At 73.5% G+C, this 17959-nt stretch carries 20 protein-coding genes and 1 riboswitch; of the genes, 13 read left to right on the forward strand and 7 right to left on the reverse strand.

The genetic code is table 11. The annotated features are described in order from the left end of the window. From pafA to ACIQG9_RS15525, 3 genes are all read left to right on the forward strand, one after another. Positions 1 to 1359: a Pup--protein ligase gene (gene pafA / locus ACIQG9_RS15515; RefSeq protein WP_400402301.1), complete on the forward strand. Its 1359-nt coding sequence runs from the start codon at positions 1 to 3 to the stop codon at positions 1357 to 1359. Positions 1360 to 1420: 61 nt separating this feature from the next. Beyond that, entirely contained in the window at positions 1421 to 1618 is a 198-nt protein-coding gene (locus tag ACIQG9_RS15520) for a hypothetical protein (protein WP_400402303.1), read from the forward strand. Between the two features lie 121 nt (positions 1619 to 1739). Beyond that, on the forward strand, positions 1740 to 2288 hold the full coding sequence (locus ACIQG9_RS15525) for a carboxymuconolactone decarboxylase family protein (RefSeq protein ID WP_400402305.1): 549 nt from the start codon (positions 1740 to 1742) through the stop codon (positions 2286 to 2288). 150 nt (positions 2289 to 2438) lie between these two features. On the opposite strand, the gene ACIQG9_RS15530 is transcribed toward ACIQG9_RS15525, so the two are convergent. Continuing rightward, on the reverse strand, positions 2439 to 3536 hold the full coding sequence (locus tag ACIQG9_RS15530) for a DUF3866 family protein (RefSeq protein WP_400402307.1): 1098 nt from the start codon (positions 3534 to 3536) through the stop codon (positions 2439 to 2441). 150 nt (positions 3537 to 3686) lie between these two features. After that, positions 3687 to 4682 carry a cation diffusion facilitator family transporter gene (locus ACIQG9_RS15535; RefSeq protein WP_400402309.1) on the reverse strand — a complete coding sequence of 332 codons (996 nt, stop codon included), beginning with the start codon at positions 4680 to 4682 and terminating at the stop codon, positions 3687 to 3689. 113 nt (positions 4683 to 4795) lie between these two features. On the opposite strand from ACIQG9_RS15535, the gene ACIQG9_RS15540 reads away from it, so the two are divergent. From ACIQG9_RS15540 to ACIQG9_RS15565, 6 genes are all read left to right on the forward strand, one after another. Continuing rightward, positions 4796 to 5794, forward strand: a complete 999-nt coding sequence (locus tag ACIQG9_RS15540) for a helix-turn-helix transcriptional regulator (RefSeq protein ID WP_400402311.1) — start codon at positions 4796 to 4798, stop codon at positions 5792 to 5794. Further along, positions 5791 to 6801, forward strand: coding sequence for a helix-turn-helix transcriptional regulator (locus ACIQG9_RS15545; RefSeq protein WP_400402313.1), 1011 nt, complete (start codon positions 5791 to 5793; stop codon positions 6799 to 6801). Before ACIQG9_RS15540 ends, ACIQG9_RS15545 begins: the two co-directional genes overlap by 4 nt. A gap of 10 nt (positions 6802 to 6811) precedes the next feature. After that, on the forward strand, positions 6812 to 7060 hold the full coding sequence (locus tag ACIQG9_RS15550) for a hypothetical protein (RefSeq protein ID WP_400402316.1): 249 nt from the start codon (positions 6812 to 6814) through the stop codon (positions 7058 to 7060). Between the two features lie 214 nt (positions 7061 to 7274). Further along, positions 7275 to 7574, forward strand: coding sequence for a Sec-independent protein translocase subunit TatA (tatA, locus tag ACIQG9_RS15555; RefSeq protein WP_400402319.1), 300 nt, complete (start codon positions 7275 to 7277; stop codon positions 7572 to 7574). Between the two features lie 18 nt (positions 7575 to 7592). Further along, positions 7593 to 8546, forward strand: a complete 954-nt coding sequence (tatC, locus tag ACIQG9_RS15560) for a twin-arginine translocase subunit TatC (RefSeq protein WP_400402321.1) — start codon at positions 7593 to 7595, stop codon at positions 8544 to 8546. A 122-nt stretch (positions 8547 to 8668) separates the two neighbouring features. Next, entirely contained in the window at positions 8669 to 9085 is a 417-nt protein-coding gene (locus ACIQG9_RS15565) for a DUF1801 domain-containing protein (protein ID WP_400402323.1), read from the forward strand. A gap of 77 nt (positions 9086 to 9162) precedes the next feature. Here ACIQG9_RS15565 and ACIQG9_RS15570 read toward each other — a convergent pair whose 3' ends face one another. The 4 genes from ACIQG9_RS15570 to ACIQG9_RS15585 form a co-directional block, all read right to left on the reverse strand. Then, complete coding sequence (locus ACIQG9_RS15570) at positions 9163 to 9909, reverse strand: amino acid ABC transporter ATP-binding protein (protein ID WP_400402326.1); 747 nt, start codon at positions 9907 to 9909, stop codon at positions 9163 to 9165. Then, positions 9906 to 10703, reverse strand: coding sequence for an amino acid ABC transporter permease (locus ACIQG9_RS15575; RefSeq protein WP_400402329.1), 798 nt, complete (start codon positions 10701 to 10703; stop codon positions 9906 to 9908). The genes ACIQG9_RS15570 and ACIQG9_RS15575 overlap by 4 nt, the downstream gene beginning before the upstream one ends. A gap of 40 nt (positions 10704 to 10743) precedes the next feature. Further along, the gene (locus ACIQG9_RS15580) at positions 10744 to 11613 is read right to left on the reverse strand and encodes an ABC transporter substrate-binding protein (RefSeq protein WP_400402331.1); all 870 of its coding nucleotides are present in this window, start codon (positions 11611 to 11613) and stop codon (positions 10744 to 10746) included. A gap of 267 nt (positions 11614 to 11880) precedes the next feature. Beyond that, positions 11881 to 11992: riboswitch (SAM riboswitch) on the reverse strand. Between the two features lie 119 nt (positions 11993 to 12111). Then, on the reverse strand, positions 12112 to 12480 hold the full coding sequence (locus tag ACIQG9_RS15585; RefSeq protein ID WP_400402334.1) for a winged helix-turn-helix transcriptional regulator: 369 nt from the start codon (positions 12478 to 12480) through the stop codon (positions 12112 to 12114). A gap of 103 nt (positions 12481 to 12583) precedes the next feature. On the opposite strand from ACIQG9_RS15585, the gene ACIQG9_RS15590 reads away from it, so the two are divergent. The 3 genes from ACIQG9_RS15590 (at position 12584) to ACIQG9_RS15600 (ending at position 14804) form a co-directional block, all read left to right on the forward strand. Then, on the forward strand, positions 12584 to 13432 hold the full coding sequence (locus tag ACIQG9_RS15590; protein ID WP_400402337.1) for an SDR family oxidoreductase: 849 nt from the start codon (positions 12584 to 12586) through the stop codon (positions 13430 to 13432). A gap of 86 nt (positions 13433 to 13518) precedes the next feature. Then, positions 13519 to 14055, forward strand: coding sequence for an RNA 2'-phosphotransferase (locus ACIQG9_RS15595; RefSeq protein ID WP_400402339.1), 537 nt, complete (start codon positions 13519 to 13521; stop codon positions 14053 to 14055). A gap of 116 nt (positions 14056 to 14171) precedes the next feature. Continuing rightward, positions 14172 to 14804, forward strand: coding sequence for an SGNH/GDSL hydrolase family protein (locus ACIQG9_RS15600; protein WP_400402342.1), 633 nt, complete (start codon positions 14172 to 14174; stop codon positions 14802 to 14804). Positions 14805 to 14831: 27 nt separating this feature from the next. Here the strand turns inward: ACIQG9_RS15600 and ACIQG9_RS15605 are convergent, their stop codons facing one another. After that, positions 14832 to 15389 carry a hypothetical protein gene (locus tag ACIQG9_RS15605; protein ID WP_400402345.1) on the reverse strand — a complete coding sequence of 186 codons (558 nt, stop codon included), beginning with the start codon at positions 15387 to 15389 and terminating at the stop codon, positions 14832 to 14834. 353 nt (positions 15390 to 15742) lie between these two features. Here ACIQG9_RS15605 and ACIQG9_RS15610 point away from each other — a divergent pair, with 353 nt between their 5' ends. Further along, positions 15743 to 17941: a tetratricopeptide repeat protein gene (locus ACIQG9_RS15610; RefSeq protein ID WP_400402346.1), complete on the forward strand. Its 2199-nt coding sequence runs from the start codon at positions 15743 to 15745 to the stop codon at positions 17939 to 17941. Positions 17942 to 17959 lie beyond the last annotated feature (18 nt).

The raw sequence follows: 17959 nt of genomic DNA on the forward strand, positions 1-17959 counted from the left end.
ATGGAGCGGCGAATCTTCGGCCTCGAGACCGAGTACGGCGTCACCTGTACCTACCGCGGGCAGCGGCGGCTGTCCCCTGACGAGGTCGCCCGGTACCTTTTCCGCCGCGTCGTGTCGTGGGGCCGGTCGAGCAACGTGTTCCTGCGCAACGGCGCCCGGCTCTACCTGGACGTCGGATCGCACCCGGAGTACGCCACCCCGGAGTGCGACTCGGTCACCGACCTGGTCGCCCACGACCGGGCCGGTGAGCGGATCCTGGAGGGCCTGCTCGTCGACGCGGAGAAGCGGCTGCACGACGAGGGCATCGCGGGTGAGATCTACCTGTTCAAGAACAACACCGACTCGGCCGGCAACTCGTACGGCTGCCACGAGAACTACCTGGTGTCCCGGCACGGGGAGTTCGGCCGGCTCGCCGACGTGCTCATCCCGTTCCTGGTGACCCGGCAGTTGATCTGCGGCGCGGGCAAGGTGTTGCAGACCCCGCGGGGTGCGGTCTACTGCCTGTCCCAGCGGGCCGAGCACATCTGGGAGGGCGTCTCGTCGGCGACCACCCGCAGCCGGCCGATCATCAACACCCGGGACGAGCCGCACGCCGACGCCGAGCGCTACCGGCGGCTGCACGTCATCGTCGGCGATTCCAACATGAACGAGGTCACCACGCTGCTCAAGGTCGGCTCGGCCGACATCGTGCTGCGGATGATCGAGGCCGGGGTGGTGATGCGCGACCTGTCGCTGGAGAACCCGATCCGGGCGATCCGGGAGGTGTCGCACGACATCACCGGCCGGCGCAAGGTGCGGCTCGCCTCCGGCAAGGAGGTCAGCGCCCTGGAGATCCAGCAGGAATACCTGGCCAAGGCGACGGAGTTCGTGGAGCGCCGGGGCGGTGACCAGACCGCCAAGCGGGTGGTGGAGCTGTGGGGCCGGGTGCTCAGCGCGGTGGAGAGCGGTGACCTGGAGCCGGTGGCCCGGGAGGTCGACTGGGTGACCAAGCTCCGGCTGATCGAGCGCTATCAGCGCAAGCACGACCTGCCGCTGTCGCACCCCCGGGTGGCGCAGATGGACCTCGCCTACCACGACCTGCGCCGGGGCCGGGGCCTCTACGGGTTGTTGGAGCGGCGCGGCCAGGTGGACCGGGTGGCCACCGACCCGGAGATCTTCGAGGCGAAGGAGACCCCGCCGCAGACCACCCGGGCCCGGTTGCGTGGTGAGTTCATCCGGCACGCCCAGGAGAAGCGGCGCGACTTCACCGTCGACTGGGTGCACCTGAAGCTCAACGACCAGGCGCAGCGCACCGTGCTCTGCAAGGACCCGTTCCGGGCGTACGACGAGCGGGTGGAGCGGCTGATCGCCAGCATGTGACCGGTCCCGACGGCCGGTGCCCGACACCGGCCGTCGGCGCCACCGGTACGCTGGCGACGCGATGAACACTTCCGAACCATCCGACCGCGAGCGCGGCGGCACCGAGCGGTTGAACTGGATCGAACGCCGCCGGGAGAAGATCCGCGCCGAGGTCGAGCGCAACCGTCGGGGCGAGTACACGGTGCCGACCTGGGTGCTGGTGGTGGCGCTGGTCGCCATCGTGGTCGGCTGGCTCGCGTTGATCTTCCTGGTCGGCTGATCCCGGTCGGCGGGCGTCGTCGGCAGGTGCGCACGCGAGGAGTTGAGCGGGCTTCCCCGGCCCGGCACACTGGTTCGTCGACGGTCCGACGGAGACCGTCGACGACCGACAGGGGTGGCCGGTGGCGCACATCGATCTGGGTCTCGACGAGAAGGCGTTCCCCGGGATCAGCGGACCGATGATCTACCGGCCGGAGACGGCGAAGCCCCTCAACGCGCTGGCCGAGGTGCTGCTGCGGGCCCCGCACCCGACGCTGACGCCCGGGGAGCGGGAACTCATCGCCGCCTACGTCTCCGGCCTCAACGAGTGCCGGTTCTGCTGCGCCTCCCACTCCGCGTTCGCCGCCGCCCAGTTGCCCACCGGGATGACCCTGGTCGACCAGGTGCGCGCCGACCCGGACACCGCGCCGATCAGCGCCAAGCTTCGCGCCCTGCTGAAGATCGCCGCCGCCGTGCAGGTGGACGGCCGTCGGGTCACCACGGAGCTGGTCGAGGCGGCACGCGCCGAGGCCGCCACCGACCTGGAGATCCACGACACCGTGCTGATCGCCGCCGCGTTCTGCATGTTCAACCGGTACGTCGACGGCCTGGGCACCTTCGCCCCCGACGACGCGCAGCGGTACGAGGCGTCCGCGGCGCGGATCGTGGCCCACGGCTACCGGGCGGGCTGACCCGCCGGTCAACCCGGCACCGGGTGCCGGAGTCCGGTCGACGCCGACGATCCGGCGGGCGGGGACACCGCAGCGGCCCGGGGCGCCCGCGCCCTCGCCGCCCCCGAACACCGCTTGGCCGCCGCCGTCGGATAGCCGCCGGGGCGGGGTTCAGCGGGGCGGGCCGCCGAGCAGGCCGGCCGCGTGCCGGCCGGCTGCCGCCGCGGCCAGGAAGTAGCCGTGGTCGGCGTCCAGGCCCCGGCCCATCGTGGACAGCGTCACCGGCAGCGCGCGCAGCGCGGCGTCCAGGCCGTCGGTGGGCACCCGGACCAGGGTGTGCCGCGCGGCGAGGGGGGCCAGCGCGGCGTCCACCTCGGCCGCCAACCCCGGCGGGAGACCGTCGGGCACGACCAGCTCGGCCGGGGCCAGCGCCACCCGCCCGTACGCGGTCAGGCTGTGGTGCGACACCCCCCGGTGCCGGGGGCGGGGGTCGGCGTCGGAGATCCGTAGCGAGCCGACCGGCTGGCCGCCGAGGGTGGCGACGGCGTTGACGGCCTCACCGACGGCCACCCCGGAGAACCCCCAGCGGGTGCCGGTGCCCAGGTTTCCCGGGCCCTGCGCGACGATCGCCACGTCGGCGCGCAGCACGTGCCGGGCGGCCAGCAGGCCGCTGTGCACGGTGCTGGCCTCCAGGTCGCCGCCGAACGCCTGCCCGACGGTGACCGTGCCGACCAGCGCGTCGCGCAGCCCGTCCAGCGTGCGGGAGAACCAGGCGGGCAGCGCCCCACCGTCGGTGAGCAGGTACGCCACCCGGGCGTCCGGGGCGTCGGCGTGGATGCCGGCGAGGATCGCCGGCAGCGCGGAGTGCAGGTCGGCGGTGACCACCGGCAGGTCGTCGAGGCTGTCGACGGCGGCCAGCAGCGCGTGGTGCGGCGACGCCTCCTCGTCGACCCCGAGCATGATCGGCTGGAGCGGGGTGTAGCGGGCCTTGACCAGGTGACCGGCGTCGCGGGTGTCCCCGGCCCGGGGCGGGTCGGCGGGCAGCCGGTCGGGCAGCGCCACCACCAGGGCGTACCCGCCGGTGCCTAGCCCCATCAGCAGCGCGCCCGCGTTGAGCAGCACCCGGTCGCCCGGCTCGGGGTCGCCGACCAGGGCGGGGTAGGCGAGGGCGCGCATGGTGGCGCCATCGGGCAGCGCGACGTCCAGCTCCACCGCGCCGGCCCACCGTCGCCGCACCGCCGTGACCGTTCCCGACCGCCATCGCACCATGCCCGGCACGCTATCGGCGACCGGTCCACCGGTCGCGTGCGGGTCCGCCGGCTCCTGGTCGGTCCTCATCGGCGGCGAGGTCACCGTCGGGTCGGTGGGTTCCGGCCCGGTGCCGTCGGCTCGTGCCCGCAGGCCCGCCGGCCCGCCGGGTCAGGACTCGTCGCCGGTCTGCTGGCCGGTCTGCCCCTGGGTACGCCGGGCGTGCCGTCCGTCGGTACCGGGCATCGATCGGGTCGGGTCGAGGAAGACGAACTCGATCTCCGGGTAGCGGCCGATGAGCCGGCGCTCGGCCTCGTCCGCGGCGGCCTCGATGTCCGCGCCGGTGGCGTCGTCGCGGAAGTCGACCTTGGCGGCGACCAGGATGTCCTCCGGGCCGAGCTGCATGGTCAGCAGGGTGTCGATCCGGTCCACCGTCGGCAGCCCGGCCAGCTCCCGTTCGATCTCCTGGTGCAGCCGTTCGGGCACCGCCCGGCCGACCAGCAGCGAGATGTTGCTCTTGGCGAGGACGATGGCGACGACGAGCAGCAGCAGGCCGATCAGGATCGAGGCGAGGCCGTCCCACAGCTCGTCGCCGGTGAGGTGGGACAGGCTGAGGCCGACGGCGGCGATCAGCAGGCCGACCAGGGCGGCGCTGTCCTCCAGGAAGACCGCCTTGACGGTGGTGTCGGCGGTCAGCCGCAGGAACCGGCGCGGCGTGGTCCGCCAGCGACGGGACTCGCCGCGGATCTGGCGTACCGCCCGGGTCAGCGACACCGACTCGACGACGAAGGAGATCACCAGCACCACGTACGAGACGAGGTAGTTGCCGCTGTGCTGGAGCACCAGGATGGTGGTCACGCCGTGGGTGATGGCGAAGCCGGCCCCGGCGACGAAGGTGAACAGGGCGGCGAGGAACGCCCAGACGTAGCTCTCCTTGCCGTACCCGAAGGGGTGCCGGGTGTCGGCGGGCCGCGCCCCACGGCGCAGCGCCAGGTAGAGCAGCGCCTCGGTGGTGGTGTCGGCGACCGAGTGGGCGGCCTCGGAGAGCATCGCCGCGGAGCCGGAGATCAACCCGGCGACCAGCTTGGCCACCGCGACGGCGAGATTCGCCGAGCCGGCCACCAGGACGGTGCCGACGCTCCCGGCCTTGCCTTCGGCATCCGACATGCGCCTCACCCTAGAGCCGGCCGGTCCGCCCTGTTCGGCGTCCGGCGCGAGTCCACCACGCCGGGCCCGCGTGGGTGCACGGGCGCGGCGCGCGGGCTGCTAGCGTTCACCCCGTGTCGCGGAGCCGTACCGAACGCCTGGTCAACCTGGTGATCTGCCTGCTGTCCACCCGACGGTTCCTGACCGCCGCGCAGATCGCCGCGACCGTGCCCGGCTACGAGCACGATCCGGACGACGCCAAGGAGCACGAGGCGTTCCAGCGCAAGTTCGAGCGGGACAAGGCGGAACTGCGCGAGCTGGGGGTGCCGCTGGAGACCGGGACGGCCAGCGTCTTCGACGCCGAGCCCGGCTACCGGATCGCGCACCGGGAGTACGCCCTGCCCGACATTCCTCTCGAACCGGACGAGGCCGCCGCGGTGGGCATCGCCGCCCGGCTCTGGCAGCACGCCGGGCTGGCCGCCGCCGCGTCGTCCGGGCTGGCCAAGCTGCGCGCGGCGGGCGTCGACGTCGACCCGCAGGCCACCCTCGGGCTGGAGCCGATGGTCACGGTCGACCCGTCGTTCGGGCCGCTGACCGCCGCCGCCCGGGACCGCCGCGAGGTCAGCTTCGACTACCGGGTGCCGGACCGGGACGCGCCGACCCGCCGCCGGTTGCAGCCGTGGGGCGTGGTCTGCTGGCGTGGCCGCTGGTACGTGGTCGGGCACGACCGGGACCGGGCGGCGACCCGCTGTTTCCGGCTCTCCCGGGTGGTGGGCGCGGTCCGGGTGGCCGGTGAGCCGGGGGCCTACGAACCGCCCACCGGGCTGGACCTGATCAGTCACGTGGCCCGCTGGTCCGGGCCGGTCGAGCGGACCGGCCGGGCCACCGTGTTGGCCGCCCCGGGCCGGGCCGCCGGCCTGCGCCGGTGGGCGGTGCGGTGCGTGCCCGGCCCGGACGGCGACCGCCTGGTCCTGCCCTACGCCGACCCCGACGGGCTGGCCGGGCAACTCGTCGGCTACGGCCCGGACGTGCGGGTCCTCGACCCGCCGGAGGTACGCGACGCGGTGATCCAACGGCTCAAGGAGATCGCCGCCCGGCACGACGACCTGGCCGTGGCCGGGGGTGCCCGGTGACCCGCCCGGCCGCCCGGGGCGGCTCGCGCACCTCCGCCGACCGGCTGGCCCGGCTGCTGAACCTGGTGCCCTACCTGCTGGCCCGGCCGGGCATCGAGATCGCCGAGGCCGCCGGGGACCTGGGGGTCACCGAGCGGCAGCTCCGCGAGGACCTGGAGCTGCTCTGGGTCTGCGGGCTGCCCGGTTACGGCCCGGGTGACCTGATCGACATGGCCTTCGACGGTGACCGGGTGACCATCACCTACGACGCCGGCATCGACCGGCCGCTGCGGCTCACCCCGGACGAGGCGCTCGCCCTGGTGGTGGCGCTGCGGATGCTCGCCGAGACCCCGGGGGTGGCCAACCGGGAGGCCGTCGAACGGGCCCTGGCGAAGATCGAGAACGCGGCCGGCGACCTGGTGGGCGCCCCGGTGGCGGTCCGGCTGCCCGGCGAGGGCCGGCGGGTGCAGGAACTGCGGGCCGCGGTGGAGCGGCGACGGGCGCTGCGGATCACCTACTACACGGCCGCCCGGGACGAGAGCACCGAACGCACCATCGACCCGCTGCGGATGCTGATGGTCGACGGCCGGGCGTACGTCGAGGCGTGGTGCCGCCGGGCCGAGGCGGTCCGGCTGTTCCGGGCCGACCGGATCGACGCGGTGGTCGAGCTGGACGAGCCGGCCGTGGTGCCGCCGCAGGCCCGCCCGCACGATCTGCGCGACGGGGTGTTCCGCCCCTCGCCGGACCTGCCGTTGATCACCCTGCGGGTCGGCCGGGGGGAGCGGTGGATCACCGAGTACTACCCGTGCGAGCGGATCGAGGTGGACGGCGACCGGTGGCTGGTGTCGCTGCGGGTGACCGACCTCGGCTGGGCCCGCCGCTTCGTGCTCGGGCTCGGCCCGGACGTCACCGTGGTCGCCCCGGTCGAGCTGGCCGACCAGGTCCGCGCCCAGGCCGCCGCCGCGCTGGAGGCGTACGCCACCCCGGTGGCCTCGGCCGACCCGGCGGATGCGGCGACCCCCCGGTAGGCTGACCGCCGTGGTGAAGTGGATCGTGCTCGCGGTGCTGCTGTTCGCGCTCGTCGTGCTGGCCCTGGCGGTCCGTCCGGTGCTGGCGCGGCTGCCCCGGCTGCGTCGGGCGGCGGTGGCGTTGCAGGGACGCCGGGCCGAGGCGGATGCCCTGCGGGCGGCGGCCGAGGCGTTGCAGGAGCGCGTCGAGACGCTCCAGCGGCAGAGCGAGACGACCCAGCAGCGAGTGGAACTGATCAGGGCCAAGCGCGGGAAGTAATCGACGGCGGTCGGTGGATCGCGCGTCCGCTGCGCGATCGGCGTCCGTTTCGCGCACCCGTGAACCCGTCCAGGTGGTTGACGGGACACTCGGCGGTGGTCAAGACTTCACCGGCCGGGGCGCACCAGCAGGGGCCCGGCGGGTGGCAACGGCCCGTTACGCACGTACGATGGGCGGCGACCCACCCTTCGACACAGAGCGACTGGAGCTTCCCATGGGTGCCCTCAAGCCGTGGCACATCGCCGTACTCGTGGTCGTGCTGATTCTGCTCTTCGGCGCGAAGCGGCTCCCCGACGCGGCCCGCTCGCTCGGCCGTTCGCTGCGGATCATCAAGGCGGAGACCAAGAGCCTGCAGGACGACGACCGCGACCTGGCCGAGAAGGCCGACGCGCAGGCCGGCTACCAGCCGCTGCCGCCGCAGCACGTGCAGCAGCAGCCGTACACCCCGCAGCAGGCTCCGCAGCAGCCGGTCGCCCCGCCGGTCGACCCGGTGCAGCGCGTCCGCGACAACTGACCGAAGGGCCCGATCACCGTGGCCTTCGCGCTCCGTAAGCGCGGCCCCAGCACCTTCGAACGGGCCGCCGACGGCTCCATGACGCTCATGGAGCACGTCCGCGAGTTGCGGAACCGACTGTTCCGCGCCTCGCTGGCGATCGTGGTGGGTCTGATCGCGGGCTTCTGGCTCGCCCAGCCCGCGTTCAACCTGTTGAAGGAGCCGTACTGCCGGCTGCCCGGTGCCACCGACGCGCTCGGCGAGTGCCAGCAGTTCCTCCAGTTGTCACCAGCGGACGGCTTCATCCTCAAGCTGAAGCTGGCGCTCTGGATCGGCCTGATCATCGGCGCGCCGGTCTGGCTCTACCAGCTATGGGCGTTCATCGCGCCCGGCCTGCACCGGCACGAGCGCAAGTGGGCGTACGTCTTCGTCTCGATCGCGGCGCCGCTGTTCGCCGCCGGAGCGCTCCTGGCCTACCTGGTGGTGGACAAGGGTCTCGCGTTCCTGATGGAGTCCGGCGTCACGGGCCTGTCCACCCAGCTTGAGGTGACCCGCTACATCTCCTTCGTCACGAACATGATCCTGCTGTTCGGGGTGGCGTTCGAGTTCCCGCTGATCTTGTTGATGCTCAACTTCACCGGTGTGGCGAGCGCGAAGCGCCTGCTGAGCTGGTGGCGCGCGGTGATCTTCATCTGCTTCGCCTTCGCCGCCATCGCCACTCCGGACCCGGGCCCGTTCGGCATGACGCTGCTGGCTGCCGCCCTGTCACTGCTGTACTTCGTCGCGGTCGGGGTGGCGTTCATCAACGACCGGCGCCGGGGGCGGGGCAAGGATGCCTACGCGGGGCTGAGCGACGACGAGGTGTCACCGCTGGAGTTGGACGACGAACCGGTGGAGGCCACGCCGGAGCTGTCGCCGTCCGGGTCGGTGGGCGCACCGGAGCCGGTGGCCCCGCCCAAGCCGATCGACCGCCGCTACGACGACATGACCTGACCGCGACCCACGCTGCGTTGCGACCGACGCCGTCCCCGCTCACCGGGGGCGGCGTCGTCGTCCGCGGCGGGGGGAGGGGGATCAGCGGTGGACCTGCTCCGGTGAGCGCCTACGATGCGGGTATGACAGCGCCGACCGGGCAGTCGGTCGAGGAGTTCCTCGCCGCCGTGCCGAACGAGAGCCGGCGGGTCGACGCCCGTCGACTCATCGCGCTCATGCGCGACATCACCGGCGAGGAGCCGGTGATGTGGGGGCCGTCCATCATCGGCTTCGGCCGCTACCACTACCGCTACGACAGCGGCCGGGAGGGCGACAGCGCCCTCGCCGGCTTCTCGCCGCGCAAGCAACACCTGGTGGTCTACCTCGTCGGTGGGTTCGAAGAGCGGTACGCGTCGGCGGTCGCCCGGCTCGGGCCACACAAGACCGGCAAGGGCTGCCTCTACCTGAAGAGCCTCGACGGCGTCGACCTGGCTGTCCTGCGTGAACTGGTCGACCGCTCGGTGCGGGTACGCAAGGGCGTCGACCGAGCCAGTTCCTGACCGCGTTCGGGACACGGGTGCCCTCTTCGCCGCCGACCCCGGGTGTCGCCCCAGGACGGGGTCGGCGACGGGCCCGGTCAGAGCACCTGGGACAGGAAGCGGCGCAGTCGTGGGTGCTGCGGCGCCTCGAAGACCGCCGCCGGTTCGCCCGCCTCCAGCACCACCCCGTGGTCCATGAACGCGACGGTGTCGGCGACCTCGCGGGCGAATCCCATCTCGTGGGTGACCACCACCATCGTCATGCCGCCGGCGGACAGGTCGGCCATCACCCCGAGCACCCCCTTGACCAGTTCGGGGTCGAGCGCCGAGGTGGCCTCGTCGAAGAGCATCACCTGTGGTCGCAGGGCCAGCGCGCGGGCGATCGCCACCCGCTGCTGCTGCCCGCCGGACAGGTGCGCCGGCCGGGCGTCGGCCTTGGCCGCCAGCCCGACCAGCTCCAGTTGGGCCCGGGCGAGTGGGACGGCCTCCTCCTCGGGCAGCTTCTTGAGCTTGCGCAGCGCGAGGGTGATGTTGCGCAGCACGGTCATGTGCGGGAAGAGGTTGAACTGCTGGAAGACCATCCCGACCCGCTGGCGCAGGGCGTCCGGGTCGTCGCGCAGCACGCTGCGCCCGTCGAGCAGCACGTCGCCCGCGTCCGGCTCGATCAGCCGGTTGACCGTACGCAGCAAAGTGGACTTGCCGGAGCCGGACGGGCCGATCACGCAGGCGGTGCCGCCCCGGGCGACGTCCAGGTCCGCGCCGCGCAGCACCCGGTTGGCCCCGAAGGCCAGGTGCACGCCCCGGACGCCGAGGCTGACCGAGGTGCTGGTGGTGGTGGCCGTCATCGCGGGTCCTCCCGGGTCGGGCGCGGCTGGGGCAGGGCGGTCTCACCGGCCAGGGCCAGCCCGCCGTCGTCGTCGGGGTCGATGGTGGCCGCGCGGCCCTGGCGCAGCCGCCGGTCGATCCAGTTGACCGCGTGGGTCAGCGGTACGGTCAGCACCAGGTAGCACAGGCCCGCCAGCAGCAGTGCGGACTGGTTGCCGGTGTTGGCCGCGTAGTCCTGTCCGATCCGGAACAGCTCCCGCTGGCTGGCCAGCAGCCCGAGGAAGTAGACCAGGCTGGAGTCCTTGATCAGGGCGATCAGTTGGTTGACCCAGGCCGGCAGCACCCGGCGTACGCCCTGCGGGACGATCACCAGGCGCATGGCCTCGCCCCAGGAGAAGCCGAGTGCCCGGGCACCCTCCAGTTGGGCGGCCTCCACGCTCTGGATGCCGGAGCGGAAGATCTCCCCGATGTAGGCGGCGGCGATCAGTGACAGCGCCAGGACGCCCAGCGGGTACGGGTTTGGTCCCCACACCTGCATGCCGAGCGGGGCCAGGCCGACGCCGATCAGCAGGATGGTCGCCGCGGCCGGCAGGCCCCGGAAGATGTCGGTGTAGACCCGGGCCGGCCAGCGCAGCCACCGGGTCCGGGAGATGCCGGCGATGGCCAGCAGCATGCCCAGGACCGAGCCGAGCAGGGCGGCGGAGACCGCCAGGATCAGCGTGTTGGGCAGCCCGACGGTCAGCATCTCGGGCAGCGCCTCGCGCATGGAGTCCCAGTCGAAGAAGGTCTCCCACAGGGTGCTCAACGGATCCATCAGGTTCTCCTACCGCCCCGCTCGCTCGTGGTCGCGTACGTCAGGAACCGGCCGACGCCGACGGCGCTGCCGCGCTCGGGACGGTGACCCCGCCGCTGCCCGGCGTGAACTCGGCCGGGACCGGCCGACCCGGGTAGTACTGCTCCTGGAGCCTCGTCCAGGTCCCGTCGGCTATGACCTCGTCCAGGCCCTTGTTCAGCGCCTCGCGCAGCTTGTCGTTGCCCTTGGCGAAGGCGTACGCGGTCGGGGCCGGGCTGAGTTCCTTGGCCGCCACCGTGATCTTGCCGTTGCTGTCCGCGGCGGACTTCTCGCCGATCTCGGCCGGGGCGATCCAGGCGTCGGCGGTGCCGGCCTTGAGCTGGTTGATCGCGCCGTTGTAGTCGGGCACCCGCACCGGGTCCAGGTTCTTGCCGGTGGCGTAGTCGTCCTGCACGGTGCCCTGCACGACCACCACCCGCTTGCCGGCGAGCTGGTCGAAGCCGGTGATCGGGGAGCCGGCCGGCACGTCGAGGCCGAAGTAGCCGAAGTCGTAGCCGTTGCCGAAGTCCACGGTCTTCCGGCGCGCCTCGGTGATGGTGATCGAGGAGCTGCCGATGTCGAACTTCCGGTTGTTGACCTGCGAGAGCAGCGCCGAGAAGTCGGTGCCGACGAACTCGACCCGCAGGCCCACCTTCGCCGCGGCGGCGACGAGCAGGTCGTTGTCGAAGCCGGTGAACGTGCCGTCCTTGAGGTACACGTTCGGCGGCGCGTCGGTGAGCGTGCCGGCGCGCAGCACACCGGGCTGGAGCAGGCCGTACGGGTTCTCCGCCGGGCTGGCGGAGTCGTCGCCGCAGCCGGTCAGGGCGGTGGCGGCGAGGACGGCGGCGGCGCCGAGCGCGGCGACCTTGGACAGGGAGGGCAGGAATCGCACAGGTGTCTCCGGGTTGGTCGGGCGGCGACGGGCATGCGTCGCCGACGGCACGCCGACAGGCAGGCCGCTGCGGTGGTACGAGGTAAGGGGGCGTCTACCGCGTGGTCGACGGGCGACAGGCGTCGCTGCAGACCCGCATCAGGTCGACGTGCCGCCGTTTGACCAGCCGGACGCCGGTCGTGCGCGGGGTCGCCGGGGCGGTGCCGCCGGGTGGGGCGGGACGGTGAGCAGACATGGTTCTCCTGGGTCGGTGCTGACCTGGGAACCAGGCCACGCTTGCACCGGTGCCACACCGGTGCCTGGTCTTCACCCGGAGCACCCCACCGTGGAGGAGGGTTGCCGGCCAGCGAGCCGGGGCTTGACGCTGGCGCTCATGACCTGTGCAGCAGGCTAGCAGCAGACGCGGGGTGATCGTCCAGCCGTTATGACGGCCCTCACGTCCGCTCCTTACCGGGCGGGACGGCCGGGGGACGGGGTGCGCCCGGACTTCGGCGTGGCTCAGCGGGCGTCGTAGCGGGCCCGGGACGCCTCCACCTCCGCGAGGTGCGTGGTGGCCCACGCCTCCAGCCCGGAGACCAGATCCAGCAGGCTGCGGCCGAGGTCGGTGAGGGCGTAGTCGACCCGGGGCGGCACGCTGGCGTGCACCGTCCGGGTGACCAGACCGTCGCGTTCCAGCCCGCGCAGGGTCTGGGTGAGCATCTTCTGGCTGATTCCGTCGATGTGCCCGGCCAACTCGCCGTAGCGCTTGCCGCCGTGGGCGAGGGTCAGCACGACCAGCACGCTCCACCGGTCGCCGATGCGGTCGATGACCTGCCGGCTGCCGCAGTTGCGGTTGAACGGGTCGGGTTCCACCTGCTTACTCTCCATCAGTACGTGACAAACTTCAAGGTGCCTACTCTCCAACGGGAAGTATCGGGGAATCCTTCCCGTTGCCCAGGTGCGACAGCAGGACCAACCGAAGGAGTGCGAGATGTCCGTCGTCGTCACCGGCGCCACCGGCCACCTGGGCCGCCTGATCGTCGAGTCCCTCCTGCGCCGGGGCGTACCCGCCGGCCGGATCGTGGCGCTCGGGCGGGACGTGGGCCGGCTCACCGACCTCGCCGAGCAGGGCGTCGTCGTCCGGGCCGCCGACTACACCGACCCCGCCTCGCTGCGGACCGCCTTCGCCGGCGCCGAGAAGTTGATGTTCGTCTCCGGCAGCGAGGCCGGCCAGCGGGTGCCGCAGCACCGCAACGTGATCGCCGCTGCCCGGGAGGCCGGCGTCGGCCTGGTCGTCTACACCAGCATCGTCCACGCCGACACCTCCGACCTGCTGCTGGCCGCCGAGCACCGGGTCACCGAGGAGGAACTGCGCGACTCCGGCCTGCCGTACGTGCTGCTGCGCAACGGCTGGTACCTGGAGAACTACACCGCCCAGCTACCGACCTACCTGGCCCACGGCGTCGCCGGGTCCGCCGGCGACGGCCGGGTCAGCGCCGCCACCCGGGCCGACTACGCCGAGGCCGCCGCCGAGGTGCTCACCACCGACGGCCACGCCGGCCGGGCCTACGAGCTGGGCGGCGAGGCGTTCACCCTGACCGAACTGGCCGCCGAGGTGTCCCGGCACAGCGGCCAGCAGGTCCGCTACACCAACCTGTCGGTGCCGGCGTACACCGCGCTGCTCGTCTCGGCCGGGCTGCCCGAGCCGTACGCCGCCGTGCTGGCCGACGCCGACCGTGGCCTCGCCCAGGGCGCGCTGTACGTGCCCGTCGAGGACCTGGAGAAGCTGATCGGCCGGCGACCCACCACCCTCGCCGAGGCGCTGCGCGCCACCCGGTGAGCCGACACCGCCCCCGCCCCGGCCCGCCCGGGGCGGGGGCGGATAAGGGGTGGAACCGGGCCGCCGCCGCACCGACAATGTCCGACATGGACCAACGGACGCTGGTGCGGGTCAGCAAGCGGATCTCCCTGGCGCTGCGCCACCAGCCCGGCCGGTTCGGCCTCACCCCCGACCAGGGCGGCTGGGTGCGCGTCGACGACCTGCTCGCCGCCCTGCGGATCGACCGGGCCGACCTCGACGCGGTGGTCACCGGCAACGACAAGCAGCGCTTCGCCGTCACCCGGGACGCCGACGGCAGCGAGCGGATCCGGGCCAGTCAGGGCCACTCCTACCCGGTCGACCTGGGGCTCACCGCCGAACCACCCCCGCCCCGCCTGCACCACGGCACCGGGGCCGCCGCACTGGACTCGATCCGGGCCACCGGCCTGCACCGGGGCGGGCGGCACCACGTACACCTGTCGTCGGACGTGGCGACGGCCCGGCGGGTCGGTGCCCGCCGGGGCGGTGCGGTGGTGGTGCTCACGGTGGACGCGGCGGCGATGGCCCGGGACGGGCACCTCTTCTACCGCAGCGCCAACGGGGTCTGGCTCACCGACGCGGTGCCGCCGTCCTACCTGGCCTGAGCGCGGCCGGCGGTGGCCGACCGACAGGCCCGGGCCAGGACACCGTCGGGCCGCTGGTGCCGCCGCCGGGATCGCGCGATGATGGCGGCCGGATGTGACCACAGGGGAGGCGCGCGATGACGGTGGAGGTGCCCCGTGGCGGGCGGGTGTTGTTCATCGGTGACAGCATCACCGACGCCGGACGCGACCGGACCGACGGCGGCGACCTGGGTGTGGGCTGGGCGATGATGGCCGCCGCCTGGTTCACCGCCCGCCACCCGGCCCACCGGGCCACCTTCCGCAACCGGGGGATCGGCGGGGACCGGGTACGGGACCTGCGGGCCCGCTGGGAGACCGACTGCCTGGCGCTGGACCCGCAGGTGGTGACGGTGCTGATCGGCATCAACGACACCTGGCGGCGCTACGACGGGGACGACCCGACCACGGTCGAGGACTTCGCGGCCGACTACCGGCAGCTCCTGACCGCCACCCGGACGCGGTTGCCCGACGTCCGGCTGGTGCTGATGGAGCCGTTCCTCATCCCGCTCGACGACCGGCAGCGCACCTGGCGGGCCGACCTCGACCCGAAGGTCGAGGCGGTGCGGACGCTGGCCGCCGAGTTCGACGCGACGCTGGTCGCGGTGGACGCGCTGTTCCAGTCCGCGGACGTCGACGACCGGGTCTGGACCACCGACGGGGTGCACCTGACCCCGTACGGGCACGCGGTGCTGGCCCAGCGGTGGCTGGCGGTGGTCACCCCGACGGCCTGAGCCGCCGCCGGCACGGCGCCGGACGGGTCAGCCGCGCCGCCACGGCAGCCGGAGACGCCGACGGGGCGGCTCGGCGCCCAGGTCCAGCTCCGGCTCCTGGCCGCCCCGGCGGCGCCACCGGTTGCCCTGCTGATCGGTGAAGCGCAGCTCGACCGTCGCCGACGCGTACGCGGTCAGGTCGACCGACCGGTCGACGGTGACGAAGAGTTCGCCGTCGCGGTGGCCGTTGAGCCGGTCGACCGGCCCGGTCACCGCGGCGACCGGCACCACGGCGCCGGCACCGGAGTCCGCGGTCGGCACCTCCGGGGCGACGGCCAGGTCGAAGACCGGCCCGTCGCTGTCGTTGGCGACCCGGACGCGCAGCACCCCGCCCCCCTCGATCCGGGCCGAGGCCGACACCAGCCGGGCCTGGCGGGCCCGGGCGGCCCGGTCCTCGCGCCGCCGGGCCCGGATCTCCCGCCGGAGGCTGAGCACGCCGAAGAGCAGGGCGCCCACCGTGCCGAGCCCACCGAACCAGTCCGGCACGGAACCCCAGTCGATGTGCCAGTGCGCGGGCAGCCACGCCACGAGCTCCACTGTCGACATGGCCCGCACGGTACCGACGGCCCGCCAGCCTTCCACTGCTCGGCCGGCGGGCCCGGCCCGTCCCGTTCGGCCGACCGGCACGTTCGTGCCGGGCAGTTCCACCCGGAGTGATACCAGCGCTGCGGACGGGTAGGGTTGGGGCACGGATCACCACGACCGGTCGTCGCCACACCCCCTCGACCCGGTCGCCGTGTCCCCTGTCGTCCCGCCCCTCCGGGAGGTCAGATGAGCCCCACCAGTCCCGTTCACCAGACTCGGATGCGTCGGCCCGGTGCGGTCGCGCTGTCCGGCGAGGCGTCCCCGGCCGGCGTCCGCCGTCGTGCTCCGGTCCCCGGCCCGGGCGTCGGTCGACGATGACCGGCTCGGCGCAGGACGCCGGCTTCTCCATCACCCCGCCCCGGCGCGGCCGGCTACCCCTGCGTGGCCGCGACGAGCTGGTCGAGACGATCCTGCGGGCCGCCGAACCCCCGGCCGGCACCACCCGCGCCGCCGAGGAGGCGGCCCAGATCCTCTGGGGACTGGGCGGCTGTGGCAAGAGCCTGACCGCGCTGGAGGTGGCCCGCCGGCTGGAGGAGCGCGGCCGGCTGGTCTGGTGGATCTCGGCGAAGGACTCGGCGCGGGTCAGCGCGGGCATGCGGGAGGTCGCCGGCCAGCTCCAGGCGCCGGAGAGCCAACTCGACCTGGCCTGGGCGGGCAAGGCCCGCAGCCCGGTGGAGCTGGTGTGGACGCTGCTGAACGAATCGGACCGGCCGTGGCTGCTCATCTTCGACAACGCCGACGAGCCGACCCTGCTGGCCCCCGCCGACGGCCAGGTCGCCGAGGGCACCGGGTGGTTCCGGCAGCCCCGCACCCGCAACGGGCTGGTGCTCGTCACCACCCGGGACGGCCGCCAGGAGACCTGGGGCGAGTGGTCCACCATGCACCCGGTCCGGGAGCTGTCCCCGCCGGACGCCGCCCAGGTGCTGATCGACCTCGCCGGGGACGCGCCGGGTACCCCCGGGCAGGCCGTCGCGCTCGCCACCCGGCTGAAGGGTCACCCGCTGGCCCTGCGCGGCGCCGGGACGTACCTGGCCGAGGCCAACCGCATCCCGGTGGGTGGCACCGGCGGCTCGATCCGAACCTTCGACGGCTACCGGGAGGCGCTGAACCGCCGTACTGGCGCCGGGACGACCCGCCCCGCCTCCAGCGCCTTCGACCGGGCGGTACGTCCGGTCGTGCAGTCCTGGGAGATGTCCCTGGACCTGCTCGGCGGGCGAGGTCTCGTCCAGGCCCGTCCGATGCTGCGGCTGCTGGCGTCGCTGGGGGACGCGCCGATCCCGTACCAGGTGCTGCTGGACCCGGCGCGGCTGTCCGCGTCGCCGCTGATCGGGGAGATCGGCGAGGACCGGCTGCGCGAGGTGCTCCGGTCGCTGGCCGACTTCGCCCTGGTCGACCTGAGCGTGATCGAGTCGCTGCCCGCGCAGTCGCCGGTGGCGCACGTGGTGACCCTGCACCCGCTGGTGCGGGAGCTGGTCCACGACCACCCGAACGTGGTCGCCGACCGGGCCGCCTACCACGAGCTGGTGCTCAACCTGCTGGACGCGCTGCGGCTGCGGGACCCGGACCGCCCGCGCGAGGAGGAGTTCGACCCCGACGAGCCGGACAAGTGGGCTAGCTGGCACGTGCTGGCCCCGCCGACGACCGGCGCGGTGCTGGCCTTCTTCGACGCGGGGGAGCTTCCCCGCAACCGGCCCGACCTGCTCACCGTCGCGCTCGACCTGGCCCGGCTCATCGCCCGGTACATCCTGGCCGTCGGGCTGCCCGGCCAGGCGGAGATCTTCCTCGACCGGTGCCTGGCCGCCTGCCTGCGGATCGGCCTCGACCTGCGGGAACGGGCGGTGCTCAGCCTGCGGCACGAGCGGTCCCGGGCCGCGCTGGAGCAGGGGCACCTGGCCTGGGCCGAGAAGGAGCTCCGCGAGATCATCCCGGCCCGCGCGGCGTTGCTCGGCCGGGAGCACCGCAACACCCTGGCCAGCCGGCACAAGCTCGCCCGGACCATCCTCGAACAGGGCCGCTGGGGTGAGGCGGAGCAGGAGCTGCGGGACATCGTCCGGGCGGAGTTCCGGGTCCGTGGGCCGGAGGACCGGGACACCATGACCGCCCGGCACAGCCTGGCCCGCGCCGTGGTCGCCCAGGGCCGGTACGCCGACGCCCGCGCGGAGCTGGCCGAGATCCTGGAGATCCGGTTGCGGCACTGGGCCCCCGACCACTTCGAGACGCTGACCGTCCGGCACACCCTCGACATCTGCCGGTTGAAGGAGGGGCAGGCCGTCGAGGCGCTCGCCGACCTGCGGCAGATCCTCGGCACCGACACCGCCAAGCGGCAGGTCCAGCACTTCGCGATGATCGCCGCCCGGCACACCCTGGCCGAGGCGCTGGTCGCCACCGGCGAACGGGTCGAGGCGGAGAAGGTGCTCGCCGGGGTGGTCGCCGACCGGCGGCGGATCCTCGGTGAGGACCACACCGAGACGGTACGGGCGGAGGCGGATCTCCGGCAGTTGCAGGGCGGCTGACGGATGGACAGCGCGGTC

Source organism: Micromonospora sp. NPDC092111, from assembly GCF_044755745.1.
Taxonomy (GTDB): Bacteria; Actinomycetota; Actinomycetes; order Mycobacteriales; family Micromonosporaceae; genus Micromonospora.